We start from the raw sequence: 16,752 nt of genomic DNA on the forward strand, positions 1-16,752 counted from the left end.
CGCTCCTGTTCTTCGCCCGAAGCAATCTCGTGTTAAAAGTAGATTGCTTCGCAAGGTGCGCTCGCAATGACGTAAAATTTATACGGGCTTCACCCAAATCTGTGCCGCCTGATCTTTTCGCAACGCGATCAATGTTCCGCGCACGCGATAGGCGCGCGGGTCGCCAAAAAAGTTTTGCAGTTCAGGGTAGATCGTGGTTCCAGGCGTGAGTCCCAGGTCCAAAAATCGTCTGCGAGTAAAACCCTGCACCGCGTCATCCAGGATCACGATTTCTCCGCGTTGGTCATGCTGCAACTCCACCAGCGGGATGGCGCTTGCTTTTGCAATTTCACTTTCAGGCAGCGCAGACACACTCACATTTGCCGCCACTGCGGGCGCAAGTCGGTATTCGGTCTCGCCGTCTGTCAATAAAATTCGCTGTGAGTTTCGATCTAGGATTCGGATGGTTTGACCCAAACGGAGTCCCGCCGCCAGGATCTGTTCAAACGCTAAGGCAGGTTCATCCTCAAGGTGCACGATCCGTGCTGGACCTTCAGACTGCCACGACGTCAACGGCATTCCCTCCGCCTTGAGCAGAGTCCCCTCACGGGTTGGGATGGGATCGCCGTGTGGATCACGCATCGGATGACCCAGAGCCGCGTCCAGGTCGTTGAGTTGAGCTTCCGTGAGCGAGTGTTCGCGCCGCTCGGATTCGCCATGGACTTTTTCCAACGGCATGCGCGCTTCATCGGTAAGGTAGCGTTCCCACAAACGATGCGCGCGCACAACATGCATGGCCCAGCGTTCACCCTCGGTGGTAAGGTTTAATATCGCGTCGCGTGATTCGAGCAAGCCTTGTGTTTCCATTGTTTCGATCAAATGCATCACCTGGTTTCTTTGAACATCCAACGTGCCTGCCAGTGACTCGGGTGACGCATGTCGTCCTTGTTGTTCGCGGTCAAGTAAATGTTTAAGCGCATCTTCCACTTGTTCGCGTTCATGGGCGGCTCGATAAGTTTTATAGATCGCGATCAAACCTACGCGCGGTAGGAAGGTGATGATGAGGAGTGAAACTGTGATAAGTATCCAGGTTATTGAAGTCATTTTTGCTCCTAGAATTTGGGCAGGAACGCCCCGGTTGTTTTCATATACTTTCGATATTCATCGCCAAATTTTTCGATGAGATGGGCTTCCTCATTTGGAAGTCTGACGGCGAGTAGGATGAATGACAGACTCGCCATTGCGGCTATGAACCAATTACTCGCAATAACAGCAAAGGACAGAAAGAGCAACGTCCCAACCGAATAAAGCGGATGTCGCACCCAGCGATAGATTCCGCGCGTGACTAATTTATGCTCTTTGCGAGTACTAACTGTTGGACTGATGTTTGTACCAATGCTGCTGAATAACCAATAGATGAGGAGTACGCAAATGAAGCCCGTTCCGACTCCGATCCAACGCACCAAAGTGGGGAAGTCAACTTTTGACCATGCCAATGCAGGCGGGTAAATTAAGTACCCGATAATACTTAGCCACAAAATCGAACCGCCGGTGCGAAGGAGAAGTATCATCGCGATACCCTCGTCTTTCCACGGAACTTTTTCACCAGTGAGCCTGTCTGCATTAAGGCGGAAATAAGAGGAGATGGATATGCTGGATAGAAATATTACTACTGCAAATATTCGAAATATGTTCTCGTTCATGTTTTACCTCTAAATTATTTGTCTACAAATACCTGACTTGTGACAGCTATACCAAGGACCAAGTTTGACTTTTGGCCTTCAACTTTAATTGTGAGATTTCCATCGAATTCGGAATAATTCGTTACCGTAATTTTCACTTCAGGCACAACGCCGATCTTGTGTAGGTGTCGGAGCAAGGCCGGGTCATCGTCTGATACTCGTCGAACGGTGGCAATATCGTCGGTCCGCAATGAAGCGAGCGGGCATGATTTGTCGGCAGGCATAACCAGATCTGCTGTGGGAATTAATTCACCATGTGGATCACGGGTTGGGTGCCCCAATGCCGCAGCCATGCGTGCCTCAAAATCCTCAGAGATCACATGTTCGAGTTTGTCCGCTTCGCAATGGACTTCATCCCATGAATAACCAAGTGTATTGACGAGAAAAGTTTCTAGCAAGCGATGATGGCGGATCACTTCGAGTGCCGCCTTTTCTCCATTGTTGGTGAGTGTGACCCCTTGATGTTTTTTGTAAACGACCAGAGGGGGCTTGGAACTGGCAAGTTTTTGGAGCATGCCAGTCACAGAGGCCGGCGCAATGTTAAGCCGTGCTGCAATATCATTTGTGCTGGCAGCGCCGCCTTGCCCGTTCAACTCATATATATGTTTGAGGTAATCTTGAATCGATTGAGTCATTAACTCAGTCATTCTGTTTCGTCCTTTTTAGGATTAATAATTATAAATTTAGGTTATCCTAAATTTATAATAGCTTAAATTATTTTATATGTCAAGCCTGTTTCTCTTATTTTCGTTGTAAAATAATGATATGTCACTACACACTGAAATTATTGAACAACCTGATCGTATTGATTCCTTGCTTATGTCGCAGAAAAAGAATGTGGAGAATATTGCTGCTGAGATCCGCAAGCGGGATATTCAGTATGTATTTCTTGCCGCACGCGGGACATCAGACAATGCAGGACGATATGCAAATTACCTGTTGGGTGCGTTGAACGGTCTTCCACTTGCGCTGGCAACTCCTTCTCTGTTTACATATTACAAACAACCTCCGAAACTAAAAAATGCACTGGTGATCGGTATTTCACAATCAGGACAATCTCCTGATATTGTCAGTGTGTTGGAGGAGGGAAGAAAACAGAACTGTTTGACGCTTTCGATCACTAATGATGCCAGATCTCCGCTCACGAAAGCCGCAGATTTTTTACTGGACATTCAGGCTGGTAAGGAGAAGGCCGTTGCGGCGACAAAAACATATACAACCGAGTTAATGTCCATCGCCATGCTTTCAACCGCGCTAAGCGGAGACAAAAAACGTTGGGCGGAGTTGGGTGGCGTTTCCGGTTGGATGAAGAATGTTTTGAAACATGACTCGGCAATTTCACAATCCGCAGAGCGATATCGATACATGGACCAGACTGTTGTGTTGGGGCGCGGTTTCAATTACTCCACTGCTTTTGAGTGGGCTTTAAAATTAAAGGAACTCGCATATGTAAAGGCTGAACCTTATTCTTCGGCTGATTTCCAGCATGGCCCGATTGCGATGCTGGAAAGCGGGTTTCCTGTTCTTGGGGTTGCCCCCAAAGGCAAAGTATTTAATTCCATGTATGAGATGTTGAAGCGTTTACGCAAAGAGCTCTTTGCCGAACTTGTCGTGATCTCGAACGATAAAAAAGCTTTGGCGCTTGCGAGTCTTCCGTTGACAATTCCTACTGATGTGCCTGAATGGCTATCGCCTTTGATATGCATTCTCCCTGCGCAGATGTTTGCTTACCGCCTGACGCAGGCAAAAGGGTACAACACTGAACGGCCACGCAGTATTCGCAAAGTTACGGAAACGAGATAAAAAAACGCAGACATTCGTCTGTGTTTTTTTATCTAAAAATTATTAAGAATAGCTCATCTTGTATTTGCGTGGATTTATGTCATAATGCAAATTATATTTTATCCTAAACTAGGAGTATTCCAATGCGCGTGTGTATTCTTTCCGACGAAGTGATCGCTGACTTTAACCCAGCTCCATATATAAAGGATTTTGATTGGCAAATGATCACCATGACTTCGCCTGTCAAAGACAGGATTCGCGCGTTGGCAGACAGAAAAGATTTCGATGTTTTTTTAAACATCTGCGAGGGCTACGAATTCGAAGATATGCAGGATGATGAATTAGGCTATGATGCCATAGAGGTTGTTCGGGCACTGGAAGAATTGGAATTGCCTTTTACTGGTGCGCATTCCAATTGTTTTGATCCCACCCGTGAGGAAATGCAGGCTGTTGCCGATGCAAATAGGATTGGGTTTGCAAGAGGCTATCAAGTTAAAAATGTTCTGGAGGCGGAAGAGCTAGTTAAGAATCTTCGCTACCCGATCATGATCAAACATCCGAAGAGCTACGGCAGTACCGGTATGACAAAGGATTCCCGCGCAGACACGTTAGAAGAAGTTAAGACTCAGGTGGCTAGGATTTGCTCCGAATTTGGCGCGGCTCGCATGGAAGAGTTTATAGTAGGCAAGGAGTTCAATGTCCTTGTCGTTGACAATGTGGATGATTTGAGCGATCCCGTGGCCTATCCTCCAGCGGAATTGATATTTCCTCCCAACGAAGAATTCTGGCATGTGGATATAAAATGGAATTATGATGTGCCGTTTGATTTTAAGCGGGTCATTGACCCGGAATTGGTTGCGCGCCTTCATGATATTGCAAAACGGATGTATCTTGCCATGGGGTTGGTGGGATACGGACGCTGTGACATTCGCATGAATGAAAAAGGGGAGTTGTTTATTTTGGAAATTAATCCCAATCCTGCCATTATGCTGCCGCCTTCTGACTATGGTCCCGCCGATTATATGATTTTGTATGATGCGGATGGGTATAAAGGATTCTTTGACCGAATTTTCCGTGCAGCGCACTTTAGGCACAAAATGAGATTTGCAAAATAAGTGAAAGGACCGCGATTAAACTTCGCGGTCCTTTTGTTATAGTGTTTAATTCTCTAGCGCAGATTGAATTTCCCGTACTCTCAAATTTATATTCTTGGCCAATTCTGAACTGCTTGTCGGATAATTATCGCTGCTGATCATTTTCGCATTTACTTCAGCCAGCGCAGAAAATAAATACCGGATCAACCGTTTGGATTCGCTCGGGGTTTGGCTGACCGCGGTTAGCGTTTTGTCGATTTGAACGGTGTGCTGAATGATGTGCGCTTCAAAACGATGCAGGCGGTGGCGAATGGGGAAGCGGGTTTCTTCCCAAAAGGCGGCTGGCAAATCCAGTTCCTGATCCGTGATATTGGAAAATTCCTGAATGATCGAAGGATGCAGTTCGTGGTGATATGCCAGCATTGCATCAAGCGGACCCTCCATCAGAAATTCATACTCACTTTCGTTTATGCCGTATAGGCGTGGATATTCGGGCTTGGGGATTCTTTCAGGCGTCCATTGGGCAACACGGTGACGTTCTAATGCGTAACGGATAACCGTGCGGAAGGAGAATTCAGCGCCAAGGATGTGCGCATAAGCCTGGCGGATAGCCCATTCGCCATCATTTGGTATGCGTTCTGAAACTTCTTTTGAAACCCCAATGACCACAGCCTGTAAACCCAGGTATTGTTTATGGTATTGACCAAGGATATGTTGCGCCTGTGTCAGCGGTGTGCGGGTCGATGTCAGCAGAACAGCCAGTTGCCGTAGTTCTTGAATCGTCACAAAGAAGGCAAAACGGATTCCTTCTTCATCGTGATCTTTCCATGTCCATTTACGGTCTAGTTCTTTTTCGGAAAGTGGAAGCATGAGCGCTGAGAAGTTTTCGACAGCATTGATTAATTCAGAATTGAACATGGGGAGGTTATTTTTTTTCAAAATGCTCGTGTATCTGGTTCAACAGTTTTTGAATCTCTTCGCGTTCCTGAATAGCCATTTGAAGTGATGCCTGGAAGGATAGTTTTTCCTCTTCTGAAAGAGTTTCTAGAAGGCGTTCAGTGCGGGCGATCTGTGCATTTTTTTGGTCGAGTTTGATCTGAAGGCGTTTCCGATAACCTTTATAAAAATCAGGCTCAGTAAGCGGCTCTTGTGAAGCAGGGATTCCTTTTTTTAGAAGTTCTGAGATCGTTTGCATGAACTGTTCAAGGTCGATCGGCTTTTCGATGAAACGCGTCGCTCCGATATTCAATGCAAATGCCTTATCTTCTGGTGCGACATAGGTTGCTGATAAAAATATCACCGGGATAGCGCGTGTTTCTGAATGTATTCTTAATCTGTGAACAAGGCTGAATCCGTCCATCTTGGGCATCAGGATATCGGTGATGACCAGTAACGGGCGTTCCTTTTGAATAACTTCCAGTGCCTCTTCACCGTTTCGCGCAGTAAGAACCCGGTAGCCTTTGAATTTTAGGGTTGCATCCAATAATTTTAAGATGTCGGGAATATCTTCCACGACTAACAGATAACCAGATTGTGTGTCCATGCTTTTATTTTATCTCTTCTTGACACTTTGTATATGGGAAAAATGTTTTTATTCCATTACACTTCTATTAACTCATGCGGATATTGTTTAACTTAAGTTCACGATCCTTACTTTTGCATATACCGAAGTTAAAAAGCAATGGGACTTAAGTATTATACAAATTCATTGTAAATCAACAATGAATTATGATATAGTTTGTCAACATTACCTGATACGAAAAAATGGGCAAATCCATCGTGAGGTGGTGTCGCAAAGTCATGGATCTGTGGTTGTGATACAGATCGCCAGACTGCCGAAGGATTTTTACCCCTTTGGCAGTGTTTATTTAATAGGAATGGAGGAATGGAAAACAAATAATAAAACCATTGTTGCCAATGTCCTGATATTTTGAACATGCTTTTTCAAATTAACAATCAAATTCTCACTTGCCAAAGGAAAGGATTTTTCACCAATGAAGAATAAAAAAGTTTTCTCAATATTGCTTTTGCTGGTTCTGCTTTCGACCCTGATCGTATCAACTGTTTCAGCCAAGCCTTCTCCGACTGTCGATGTTCAAATCTTAGCTGTTAATGACTTTCATGGAAACCTTGAACCACCAGCTGGTTCGTCCGGGCGTATTGGAACGATCAATGCTGGCGGCGCGGAATATCTTGCCACTCACATCAATACCTTGCGCGCCCTCAATCCGAATACTGTTGTGGTATCCGCTGGCGATATGATCGGCGCAAGCCCGCTGCTTTCTGCACTTTTCCATGATGAACCAAGCATTGAAGCTTTCAATGCGATGGGTCTGGATTTTAATGCTGTTGGCAATCACGAATTCGATGAAGGTTTTGTTGAGTTGTTACGCATGCAAAAAGGCGGTTGCCATCCTGTTGATGGTTGTTTGGACGGCGATGATTTTGCGGGAGCAAAGTTTAAATATCTGGCTGCCAATGTTGTTTTTAATGATAGCGATGATGAAGATGATGATGACAGTAAGAAAAACAAAGACGAAGATCTCAAGACTCTCTTCCCTGCCTATAAGATCCGTGAATTTAATAGTGTCAAGGTTGCCTTTATTGGCATGACGCTCGAGGGTACGCCGAGTATTGTTACGCCTTCAGGTGTTGCCGGTCTTACCTTTTTGGACGAAGCTGATACCGTCAATGCTCTGATCCCTGAGCTTAAGAAAGAAGGTGTCCAAACCATTGTAGTTCTGATCCATGAAGGCGGCGCCCAGGTGGCTCCCGCTCCTTACAATGGCTGTGAGGGTATTTCCGGTGCCATTGTAGATATCGTCAATCGCTTTGACCCGGAAGTGGATGTGGTCATCAGCGGACATACTCACAATGCGTATAACTGTACGATCAATAATATGCTCGTTACGAGTGCCGCATCCTTTGGACGTGTTGTGACCGATGTTGACCTGACGATCAATCGCAAGTCAGGTGAAGTTGTCAGCATGTCTGCCAATAACAATATTGTTACTCGTGATGTCGCAAAGGATGGTTTCATCACCGCGCTCATCGCTAAATATAATGCAATTGCCGCCCCGCTTGCCAACCGTGTTATTGGAGTGATTACTGCCACGATCACACGTACCAATAATGCCGCAGGCGAGTCGGCTTTGGGTGATGTGATCGCAGATGCGCAATTGTATGCCACGGCAGATCCAGCCAACGGCGGGGCTGTGATCGCTTTTATGAATCCGGGCGGAATCCGTACTGACCTGAATTTTGCGGGCAGTACGGCCGGTGAAGGCGATGGGAAGGTTACCTACGGCGAATCGTTCGCGGTCCAGCCATTCGGTAATAATTTGACGACCATTACCATGACGGGAACTCAGATCAAGGCGGTCTTGGAACAGCAGTTTAACAATCCCGCTGCAGGCCAAAATCGTATCTTGCAGATCTCCAATGGATTTACATATAGCTGGAGCCTGTCTGCGCCTGTTGGAAGCAAGATCTCGAACATGATGCTTAATGGTGTTGCGATCAGTGATACCTCCACATACCGTGTGACAGTGAATAGCTTCCTTGCCGACGGCGGTGACAATTTCTTCGCATTCAAAGACGGGACTGACCGCCTTGGCGGCGCAGTGGATACCGACGCTTTGGAGAAATACTTTGTCGCCTTCCCGCTCGTTGCTCCTGGCCCTCAAAACCGCATAACTGTACTCCCGTAATATTGTCTGAATGTTAAATAAAAAGCAGCCGGCTGAAAGGTCGGCTGCTTTTTTGTTGTGTTAAAGAATATTACCGGAAATTATTTTTTACCGGACTTCTTCCTGTTAATACTGGCCATCAGTGAAATGACTACAAAGGCAATTGCGATAAATGAAAAAGTTTCATTGTCTGTGCTGATGCCGATGGTGATAAATGCCATGCCAAGGATCAGGAATACCATGGAAATATTACGCTTGTTCATTTTAATTTCCTACCTTATCTGTACTTCAGTGAAATCTAGAAAATCACCTTTGAAAAGCTCGGATGGTTTTCGGTTAAGTGTCATTTCAAAGAAGTCGATCAGATATGCATTCACGATCTCGGTCACGCGCGGACCGTTCAGCGGGCCTTTCAACCCGAGCTGTGGGGCAATCGGGGATAGCAACGGCAGGTCGCTGAAGTCGTAATGTTTGGTGCCATTAATGCTGATCGCGCCTTTGCTGTCTCTGACATTAGGTCGGAACAGGTCAAAGAGTTGGTTGTTCTTACTGTCTACAAGTTCTGCCCAGCCCTGGCTGAACATGAAAAATGACGGCTGTGAAACGCCGTTCTCTATCACTTTAGCAGAGACAGGACGCATGAATGGATCCATGCCGAGCAGGGCTTTACAGCGCGAGTCTGTGCCGCAGAATTGGATCGCCGCGCCTCCGCCCGTGGAATGTCCGTACACGCCGATGCGCTCAAAGTCTAATTTTGAGTAGAACGAGTCTCCAACTTCATTATTTCGTTTATTTAGATGGTCAAGCGTGTAGCCAAGATCGTGCGACCATTGATCCACGAGTTTGCGGGCTGCGATCTCGTATTCGGCATCTGGAGCGCCTTCGGGGAGAGCTTGCGGGTTGTTGTAGGCGATCCTACCGTCGGGGAAAACGGTCGCAACTGCCCCGTATGTGTGGTTGATCGCGGCGACAACGTATCCACGGCTTGCAAGCAGGATCATTTGCTCGGAATTTTGGGCGTTGAATCCGTTCCAGCCGTGCGAGAACAAGATCACGGGAAACGGGTGCTTGTTTCGGCAATTGGCGCATCCATGTAAGCTGGAGTTTTTGCCAAAGCAAGATGGTCAAGGAAAAAAGTTGGCATGTTTAGAAAAGATGAGATGGCAGGCGCGTAGACATCGGAGCGTGACATCCAGGGCGCTTTTTTGCTTTCAGGCAGGGGATTGGCAGGATACCAGACCTGCACCATAAAAGAGCGTGCTTCATCTTTGCCTGAATATATTTCCTTGCGCGATTCGTCGGTCAGTTCAAAGATGATTGTGCCGACTTCCAGTGATCCGCTCGGTTTGGTGATGGCAGGAACAGGCAGCAGGGCAGGCAATGCTGTCGAAACAGCCAGCAGGATAACGGTCAGGTACGAAGCGGCTCTGGACCAGTCGGTTTGAAGTTTTATTTTTATCAGGCTGCTGATGGTAAGCAGGAGAGTCAGCGCGTAAAGGGGAATCATCTGCCAGCGATAGCCTTCGACAGCTAAATGTAAAAATGTGAGGATGAGTGCAATTGAGGGCGCGAGACGAATGGTTCGTAAACGCGGGTGCGGCCAGAGTAAATAAACTGCGAGTAGAAGCGGAATAACGATCTCAAGCAGGCGCATGGTTTTTCCTTCCCAGTTTTAAATATGAAAAGTGTCTCACAGGGTTTACTCTGTATGACACTTTGACAGCATAGTTTCTAATATACAGCAATGCCCATCACTGCCACAAAGTGGGCAGCGGCGGCGAGTAAGACAAAAATGTGCCAGACCTCATGAAAACCAAATACACCCGGTTTAAAGTTGAACAGTTTGGTGCTGTAAACAACTGCGCCAAGCGTGTAGGTCACGCCGCCGATGATGAGCCAGGTAAGCACCCAGGCGGGGAGCGCCGCCAGTAACTGTCCGCTGGCGCCGACGCACAACCAACCCATCGCCACATAAATGCCGGCGTTCAACCAGCGCGGTGAGCGGATGAAGAATACCTTGATCAATATGCCAATGATCGCAAGCGACCAGATGATGCTCAACATGCCCCATTTCCAGAAGCCGCTGAAGGCGTTGATGCAGAAGGGCGTGTATGTCCCAGCGATCAAACAATAGATCGCGGCGTGATCCACCTTGCGGAAGATTTCCAACGCTTTGTCTTTCACCTGCACCATATGATAAGTGGCGCTGGCGGAAAATAAAAATATCAAACTCGCGCCATAAACAATGAGTGAGAAAACTTTTAGGGGAGTTCCCCAACCGACGATCAATAAGGCGATCAGCCCAGCCAATGCTAGGACTGCGCCCACCCAATGGGTCAGGCTGTTAACGGGTTCCCGTAATTTTTTTAGCATGTCATTTCCTTTTCTTATGTGCAACGATGATCATTAGTTTCACCGATTGTAATTCAACAATTTCAATTTTTGTTTCAAAACCAGCATTGAGGAACGGCTGCGATATTCTTGATTTGAGCGATGTCTGCCCGTCAGCAGGACTCTCGCCTGTGATCTTATACAGCCATTTGAGGAATCCACTCTTGGGCCACGCCGCAGGCATGACGATGAGCCTGCCTCCGTCCGAAAGGCATCTGCCTATCTCGGAGAGTGTTTGCGCGTTGAAGATATATTCGGTTGGGAATGTGGAGACTACGCTGTCAAAACAGTCGCCTGTAAAAGGAAGTTGCTGTGCCAATCCGCGGGTGAGTTTGTGCTTTGTGCCCAGCTTATGTTTTACAAGAATACCCATCTGCGCTGATTCGTCTATTGCAACGGGAGCAAGCTTTAGGTCCAGCAGGCTGCGCTGCAAATGACCGGGACCATGCCCGATCTCAAGGATGCGAGTTCCTTTGATAAATGGGATCACTTCCTTTGTCCAGTCATTCCACTTGCCAAAAGAAACAGCCGCGGCGACAAGATCATACGCAAAGGCGAATGGATGATACAGGAGGTGAAAAAAGGCGCGCATAAAGCGCTGGATGAGACGCATCAATAAAAAAAGGGTTTGACGAGAACGTCAAACCCTTCCAGTGGACAATTTGACTAAACGGCTGGTGTTTCGCCGCTGTCGCCCTTCTTGGTTTTGCGGACGGCTTCGATGGCGCTCTTGCTGCGTTCGCGGATCTCGGTGGTCAGGTGCTCTGTGCGTGTGCGGGCTTCACCGGCAAGTTGTTCGGCACGGATTTTGGCTTCATGGGTGAGTTCTTCAGCGCGACGACGGGCATCGGCGGCGAGTGCTTCTGCGCGTGCGAGAGCTTCTTCGCCGGTGACCTGTGCTTTATCGCGCAGTTCAATGCTTTTGTCTTTAATTAGTGCGCGGGTCTCTTCGCCGGATTGCGGAGCGAAAAGCAGGGATACGACGGCACCGGTGAGCCCACCGACGATAAAGCCTACAAGGAAAGCACCAAATTCATCTCGGTCAGACATGATATTACTCCTTTTTTGAATGATTATACTTTTTGAAGTGATTATTTCTTTTTAACGCCAATTAATTCTAACATACGAGTCAAGCCTGCCAGATAGCCATTCAACTTGATAACAGGTTCGACAACGTTTTCACCTAAAAATTCCGCTGTGCCGCGCAGGGTGTTGACCGTTTCGTTGGTGGCTTGCAGGATCGGGCGGACTTCGTTCTGAAGCAGATTGATGAGGCTGGCGAGTTGAACGACAAGCACGATCAACGCCACACCTATCACGAGGGACTCAAGCGCAACCACAATGATGAATATATCGCGGATCTTGTCTGTGGGGGTGGCGGGTTGCAGCAGGAAGTAAATCGCCGCACCAAGCAAGGCAAGAAAGACCACAATGCCTGCGATGACTGTTGCAGTGATCGTTTTTTGTTTCCGCTCCGCCTCGCGAATTGCCGCGAGTTCTTCGGGGGTGGGGGGCGGTGGAGTTGTCGGCTGTTGTTGAGGAATTGGTATCGCCATAAAAATATTATAGCACAGCAAATTAATTAATTTTCGTGTCCAGTTGATGGATTTTTACCATTTATTGTCCTTTGATCGTTCGCGTCCATTTCAAGTTGCTCTCATTTCTGAATTCGTAAACAATATAAAGTGCGATGGTAATAATACAAAAGGAGGTTAACTGGAGCAGATTGAACGGTCCCAGCGCGGCGGGCAGATTACGCAAGCCGTCGATCAGGAATCGGCCCGCTCCGAAGATGATCAGAAAAGAGAGAGTCAATTTACCATCAAAAGGTTGTTTATCCCTGCGCCGCCAAAGCCAATAGAATAGCCAAAAATCAAGAAACATCAACAAGATCTGAGTTGGGTAACGGTATGCCCAAACGCCGTGTACATCGGGTAGATATACTCCCAAAGGGCCATCCGTTACTTCGCCGTAGCAGCAGCCATTGAGCAGGCATCCGATGCGGTAAATTCCCAAACTAAGCGGCAGGATCGAGGATATAAAATCCAGCCGTTTGCCCGCGGTCGGCTCTTTGAGTAGCTTTGATTGTACATATCCCAAAAATAAAACGCCGAGGATTGCGCCAAAGGAGCTGAATCCGAAGGAAAGCGCATTCTCCAAATTCTCAAAAAGATCCCAGCCGCTGAGATTGAGAAGAAAAGCGCTGAACATGCTTATTAAAAATGTGAGCGGCAGAGCTAGTGTCCAGTAGAGTTGGTTGCGTCTTTGATGGTTGAATCCAAGTCTTTTATATTCCCAGCCTGCAACCGCTGTCCCAACTGCCAATCCCAGGATCATAAAGATTAAAGTTGAAAATCGAAATTGCAGGTCTCCGATATCAACAAGTAATGGGAACATAAAACCTCCGAAGAATGCAAATGAGACTAGTGTTTTCTTTTATTTTACCTTTTAATATATAATGCTCGCGTAGTTCACGCCAACTTATTTCAGCAAATTCGATTGCATTAAAGGCTGGCGCGCAAGATTTGGGCAGGCGAATCAATTATAAAAGGCACAACGGAGAGGAATTATGAAAAAGTATAGAATGATCCGAATTTTTATTTTCGCATGTCTAACGGTCCTTGTCGTATCGAGTCTGGCGTCTTGTGATGGTAATAATACTATGTACCAGCAAACTGGATCTGAGGTGAGTTTGGATAAAACCGCCGTTCCATCCACGGTGACGAAAGCAGGTGAAGTGATCACTTATACATATAAAGTTAAATACCAGCCAACTCTGGTCAATTCTGTCACACTGTCCAGAGCGGATATTTCTATTAGCGATTCACCTCTTGATGGACCCATCGTATGTCCGAAGACCGTACTGGCCAACGGGGAATCGGTTACATGTACTGCAACCTATACAGTTACCGAGACAGATATCGCAGCTGGTGGAGTAACGAACAAGGCAAAAGTAATGGGATCCTTTACCAGCTTTGGTAAAAAAGAGACTTGTTCCTTCACTTCTACAAAAACTACAACAACATTTCATTTTGTAGAAGCCACAGACAGTGTGACCGTCTCAGTAACTGTTCCCGCTCAATCCAATGTGGAACTTCCACCAGTTGTCCAACCTGCGCCTCCTGCAAACCCCGAACCGCAAGTCCCGATCTTGACGGGTGATGCGCCTTATTGCGATCTGTCTTCCCGCGCGATCAACCTGCGCCTTGTGGATGGATTCGTCCCGACCGATTTCAATCACAAATTGACGATAGGAGGAGCGCCGATGGGATGTAAGGTTAGCGAGGCGAATTCAACCATTCTGTCCTGTCTGTACCCGCCGACGACTGTTTTCCCTGCAAGCATTCAAGCAACGCTGAATGGGAATATTGTCAACGAATTTGACTTCTCCGGCGCGACCTGTGTTGTCCCTGAGATACCCCATGACAACACTAACACTGCTCCTGATCAGCCGATATGTGATCCGCTCTTCCTTCCAGACCTCATCTGCGTGCCGCTTCCGTGAGCAAGTCCTGAAATGTTTGGCATATTTATTATCCTGAATAAATTCTGATATAGTAGGCAGTATCTGAAATAATCTGCAGATTTTGCGGATTATGCAGATTTGAATTTTCCAAGAAAAAAATCTTCGTAAATCTTGGTAATCTGCGGAAAAAATCGGTTATTTCGTTATTCTCGATAAATCATATTCAAGTGGATGTAAAAATGAGGAATGAAATTATGTTACAAAACAAAGTACTCCGTATCTTTATATTTGCATGTCTAATGATCCTGATCGTCTTTAACCTGGCTTCCTGTGTTGGTAATAATGGCAATTTCTATATCGAAAGCGGGTCAGAAGTAAGTTTAAAGAAAACTGCAAGCCTGTCAACAATAACCCAGGCTGGGGAAGTGGTAAATTACACTTATGTGATTACTTATTTGGCTGCCAAACCTGATCTTCAAAAAAATGCGGTCCCGGTATCGGAAATGACTATATCTATTAGCGATTCCCCATTGGACAGCCCTATCTCTTGCCCAAAGCTGGTATTAGCAAATGGCGAATCTGTGACATGCACTGCCAAATATACAGTTACCTCCGCAGACATCGTGGGCGGAGGAGTGACGGATAGGGCGATCGTAACAGGAACTTTTACCAGTACTGACACCCAGGAAGGATGTGCTCCGTTTGCGAAAAAAGTACAAACAATCCATACTGCCACTGCCAGTGCCAGCGCAACCGTGCCAGTAGGCATTCCTAGTCAATCGTCGCCTTAAAATCGTCGCTTTTATTTTTCTAAATCAAAAGCATCTCCCTCATTCTTGGGCAGGTGCTTTTTTCTTGACTTTTATTTACTCGAGTAGTAAACTCTCCCTACCAACCGTTCGGTAGGGAGAGCCCATGACTAGAGAAGACATTCTCGATGCTGCTGCACAGGTGATACGCCAAAAGGGATTTCATGGCGCATCCATGTCTAATATTGCCGAAGCAGTGAATTTGCAAAAGGCAAGCCTGTATCATCATGTTTCATCCAAGCAGGAGATTTTGTTGGCGCTGCTTGAGCGTGCGCTTGGACTGCTGACCGAGCATATCGCGGGGATCGCCAATCACGATTTGCCAGCCGACCAAAAACTGCGGCTTATGATCCGCGCGTACCTTTCTGCGCTGGCTGATAATTCCGACCTTTCCTCAGTATTGCTGTTCGAACATCGTTCGCTTGATAAAAAATCCCATGCCCGCCATGTTCCTCAACGAGATAAGTTTGAGGGGTTATGGCGGGATGTTGTTAATGAGGGCATCCGCACCAAGATATTTGACTGTCCCGATGCGGGTATGGCAGTCCGCGCATTGATGGGGGTCATGAACTGGACCTTGACCTGGTATCGTCCCGAAGGCGGCAAATCTATTGAGAAAGTGGCCGATGAATATGCAGACTTGTTATTCCACGGAATGTTGAAGTAAGTCAAAGAGAAGAAACGCAAAAGGAGAGCAAAACATGTATTCGTTCGAACCAAATGAAGAGCAACAAATGTTGGTGGATGCGGTGGGAAAATATGCGAACAATGATCTTCGTCCGGCCGCGCACGATGCGGAAGAAGGCCGTGAACTGCCGAAGAAATTGGTCAGCAAAGGCTGGGAGATCGGTTTATTGCAAGCCTCCATTCCAGAAGCATACGGCGGCTTTGGTGAACGCTCCGCTGTAACAGGTGCTCTGGCTGTTGAAGAAATGGCGTTTGGCGATCTCGCGGGTGCATTGGCAGTAATGACACCGTCGCTGTTTGCAACTCCTATTTTGCTGGCAGGCAGTGAAGAGCAGAAGCAGGAATTTCTGTCTAAAGTTATCGAAGGCGATTGGTCGCCGTACACTGCGGCGCTGATCGAGTACGCATTCGACTTTGATGCGAACGATCTTCGCACCATCGCCAAAGCAGACGGCAGTGATTATGTGCTCAGCGGAGAGAAAGCCTTTGTGCCTTATGCCAAAGATGCAGAAGCCATCCTCGTGTATGCCAATTTGGACGGCATGACGCAAGGCTTCATTGTCCCCAAAGGCGCGGCTGGATTATCTGTCTCAGAGGAACGTGAAATGTTGATGAGCCTGAACGCGCTTCCGATGTATCGAGTCAAATTGGATAATGTAAAAGTGTCCGCTTCAAGTCGACTGGGCGGCGCTTCGGGACATAACTTTGAGCTGGCTCTGGCATCGATGCGCATTGCTTCCGCCTCAGCCGCTCTCGGTGTGGCAAAAGCCTCTCTGGAATATGCAACAACATACGCAAAAGAACGCGAAGCCTTTGGTGTCAAAATCGCGCAGAAACAAGCCATCGCTTTCATGCTGGCTGAAATGGCAACCGAGATCGAAGCCATCCGCCTGCTGACTTGGGAGGCCGCGTGGATGCTTGACACAGGCAATGATGAAGCCGTCAAACAAGCTTATCTTGCCTTCACTGGTGCGGCCGACATGGTCATGATGGTCACTGACCGTGGTGTGCAAATTCTCGGCGGGCATGGCTACATCCGCGAGCACCCCGTTGAGATGTGGATGCGCAATGGGCGCGGCTTTGCCATGTTGACTGGCCTGGCAATCGTTTAAA

The 16,752-nt window shown here is 47.2% G+C and carries 20 protein-coding genes and 1 riboswitch; of the genes, 7 read left to right on the forward strand and 13 right to left on the reverse strand.

Annotation, left to right across the window (positions count from 1 at the left end; translation table 11 throughout):
• Positions 1-78 precede the first annotated feature (78 nt).
• The 3 genes from IPL17_RS18865 to IPL17_RS18875 are packed head-to-tail and all read right to left on the reverse strand — an operon-like array spanning position 79 to position 2,368.
• On the reverse strand, positions 79-1,083 hold the full coding sequence (locus IPL17_RS18865) for a FeoA domain-containing protein (protein WP_345308630.1): 1,005 nt from the start codon (positions 1,081-1,083) through the stop codon (positions 79-81).
• An 8-nt stretch (positions 1,084-1,091) separates the two neighbouring features.
• Entirely contained in the window at positions 1,092-1,682 is a 591-nt protein-coding gene (locus IPL17_RS18870; protein WP_345308631.1) for an isoprenylcysteine carboxylmethyltransferase family protein, read from the reverse strand.
• Between the two features lie 14 nt (positions 1,683-1,696).
• The gene (locus IPL17_RS18875; protein WP_345308632.1) at positions 1,697-2,368 is read right to left on the reverse strand and encodes a metal-dependent transcriptional regulator; all 672 of its coding nucleotides are present in this window, start codon (positions 2,366-2,368) and stop codon (positions 1,697-1,699) included.
• A gap of 118 nt (positions 2,369-2,486) precedes the next feature.
• Here IPL17_RS18875 and IPL17_RS18880 point away from each other — a divergent pair, with 118 nt between their 5' ends.
• Both IPL17_RS18880 and IPL17_RS18885 read left to right on the forward strand, forming a co-directional pair.
• Complete coding sequence (locus IPL17_RS18880; RefSeq protein WP_345308633.1) at positions 2,487-3,524, forward strand: SIS domain-containing protein; 1,038 nt, start codon at positions 2,487-2,489, stop codon at positions 3,522-3,524.
• A gap of 122 nt (positions 3,525-3,646) precedes the next feature.
• Positions 3,647-4,618 carry a hypothetical protein gene (locus tag IPL17_RS18885; protein ID WP_345308634.1) on the forward strand — a complete coding sequence of 324 codons (972 nt, stop codon included), beginning with the start codon at positions 3,647-3,649 and terminating at the stop codon, positions 4,616-4,618.
• Between the two features lie 45 nt (positions 4,619-4,663).
• Here the strand turns inward: IPL17_RS18885 and IPL17_RS18890 are convergent, their stop codons facing one another.
• Positions 4,664-5,536: a DinB family protein gene (locus IPL17_RS18890; RefSeq protein ID WP_345308635.1), complete on the reverse strand. Its 873-nt coding sequence runs from the start codon at positions 5,534-5,536 to the stop codon at positions 4,664-4,666.
• Positions 5,523-6,140, reverse strand: coding sequence for a response regulator (locus IPL17_RS18895; RefSeq protein ID WP_345308636.1), 618 nt, complete (start codon positions 6,138-6,140; stop codon positions 5,523-5,525). The genes IPL17_RS18890 and IPL17_RS18895 overlap by 14 nt, the downstream gene beginning before the upstream one ends.
• A gap of 214 nt (positions 6,141-6,354) precedes the next feature.
• Positions 6,355-6,437: riboswitch (cyclic di-GMP riboswitch) on the forward strand.
• A 154-nt stretch (positions 6,438-6,591) separates the two neighbouring features.
• On the opposite strand from IPL17_RS18895, the gene IPL17_RS18900 reads away from it, so the two are divergent.
• A complete protein-coding gene (locus IPL17_RS18900) occupies positions 6,592-8,307 on the forward strand; it encodes a bifunctional metallophosphatase/5'-nucleotidase (RefSeq protein WP_345308637.1) in 1,716 nt (571 codons plus the stop codon).
• 80 nt (positions 8,308-8,387) lie between these two features.
• Here the strand turns inward: IPL17_RS18900 and IPL17_RS18905 are convergent, their stop codons facing one another.
• The 8 genes from IPL17_RS18905 to IPL17_RS18940 form a co-directional block, all read right to left on the reverse strand.
• The gene (locus IPL17_RS18905; protein ID WP_345308638.1) at positions 8,388-8,549 is read right to left on the reverse strand and encodes a hypothetical protein; all 162 of its coding nucleotides are present in this window, start codon (positions 8,547-8,549) and stop codon (positions 8,388-8,390) included.
• 9 nt (positions 8,550-8,558) lie between these two features.
• Positions 8,559-9,341, reverse strand: a complete 783-nt coding sequence (locus tag IPL17_RS18910; RefSeq protein WP_345308639.1) for a hypothetical protein — start codon at positions 9,339-9,341, stop codon at positions 8,559-8,561.
• Positions 9,338-9,940 (reverse strand): hypothetical protein, encoded by a 603-nt coding sequence (locus IPL17_RS18915; RefSeq protein ID WP_345308640.1) that lies wholly within the window; start codon positions 9,938-9,940, stop codon positions 9,338-9,340. The genes IPL17_RS18910 and IPL17_RS18915 overlap by 4 nt, the downstream gene beginning before the upstream one ends.
• A 77-nt stretch (positions 9,941-10,017) precedes the next feature.
• A complete protein-coding gene (locus IPL17_RS18920) occupies positions 10,018-10,659 on the reverse strand; it encodes a hemolysin III family protein (RefSeq protein WP_345308641.1) in 642 nt (213 codons plus the stop codon).
• Between the two features lies 1 nt (position 10,660).
• Positions 10,661-11,269 (reverse strand): methyltransferase domain-containing protein, encoded by a 609-nt coding sequence (locus IPL17_RS18925; RefSeq protein WP_345308642.1) that lies wholly within the window; start codon positions 11,267-11,269, stop codon positions 10,661-10,663.
• Between the two features lie 74 nt (positions 11,270-11,343).
• Positions 11,344-11,727 (reverse strand): YtxH domain-containing protein, encoded by a 384-nt coding sequence (locus IPL17_RS18930; RefSeq protein WP_345308643.1) that lies wholly within the window; start codon positions 11,725-11,727, stop codon positions 11,344-11,346.
• Between the two features lie 41 nt (positions 11,728-11,768).
• Positions 11,769-12,233: a hypothetical protein gene (locus tag IPL17_RS18935; protein ID WP_345308644.1), complete on the reverse strand. Its 465-nt coding sequence runs from the start codon at positions 12,231-12,233 to the stop codon at positions 11,769-11,771.
• A gap of 61 nt (positions 12,234-12,294) precedes the next feature.
• Entirely contained in the window at positions 12,295-13,074 is a 780-nt protein-coding gene (locus tag IPL17_RS18940; RefSeq protein ID WP_345308645.1) for a prolipoprotein diacylglyceryl transferase family protein, read from the reverse strand.
• A gap of 172 nt (positions 13,075-13,246) precedes the next feature.
• Between IPL17_RS18940 and IPL17_RS18945 the strand changes: the two genes are divergently transcribed.
• The 4 genes from IPL17_RS18945 to IPL17_RS18960 all read left to right on the forward strand — a co-directional run bounded on the left by IPL17_RS18945 (position 13,247) and on the right by IPL17_RS18960 (position 16,751).
• Positions 13,247-14,182 (forward strand): hypothetical protein, encoded by a 936-nt coding sequence (locus tag IPL17_RS18945; protein WP_345308646.1) that lies wholly within the window; start codon positions 13,247-13,249, stop codon positions 14,180-14,182.
• A 215-nt stretch (positions 14,183-14,397) separates the two neighbouring features.
• Entirely contained in the window at positions 14,398-14,934 is a 537-nt protein-coding gene (locus tag IPL17_RS18950) for a hypothetical protein (RefSeq protein WP_345308647.1), read from the forward strand.
• 124 nt (positions 14,935-15,058) lie between these two features.
• A complete protein-coding gene (locus IPL17_RS18955; RefSeq protein ID WP_345308648.1) occupies positions 15,059-15,619 on the forward strand; it encodes a TetR/AcrR family transcriptional regulator in 561 nt (186 codons plus the stop codon).
• Between the two features lie 34 nt (positions 15,620-15,653).
• A complete protein-coding gene (locus IPL17_RS18960; RefSeq protein ID WP_345308649.1) occupies positions 15,654-16,751 on the forward strand; it encodes an acyl-CoA dehydrogenase family protein in 1,098 nt (365 codons plus the stop codon).
• Position 16,752: the final 1 nt, after the last annotated feature.

The sequence above is a fragment of the Candidatus Villigracilis saccharophilus genome (assembly GCF_016711665.1).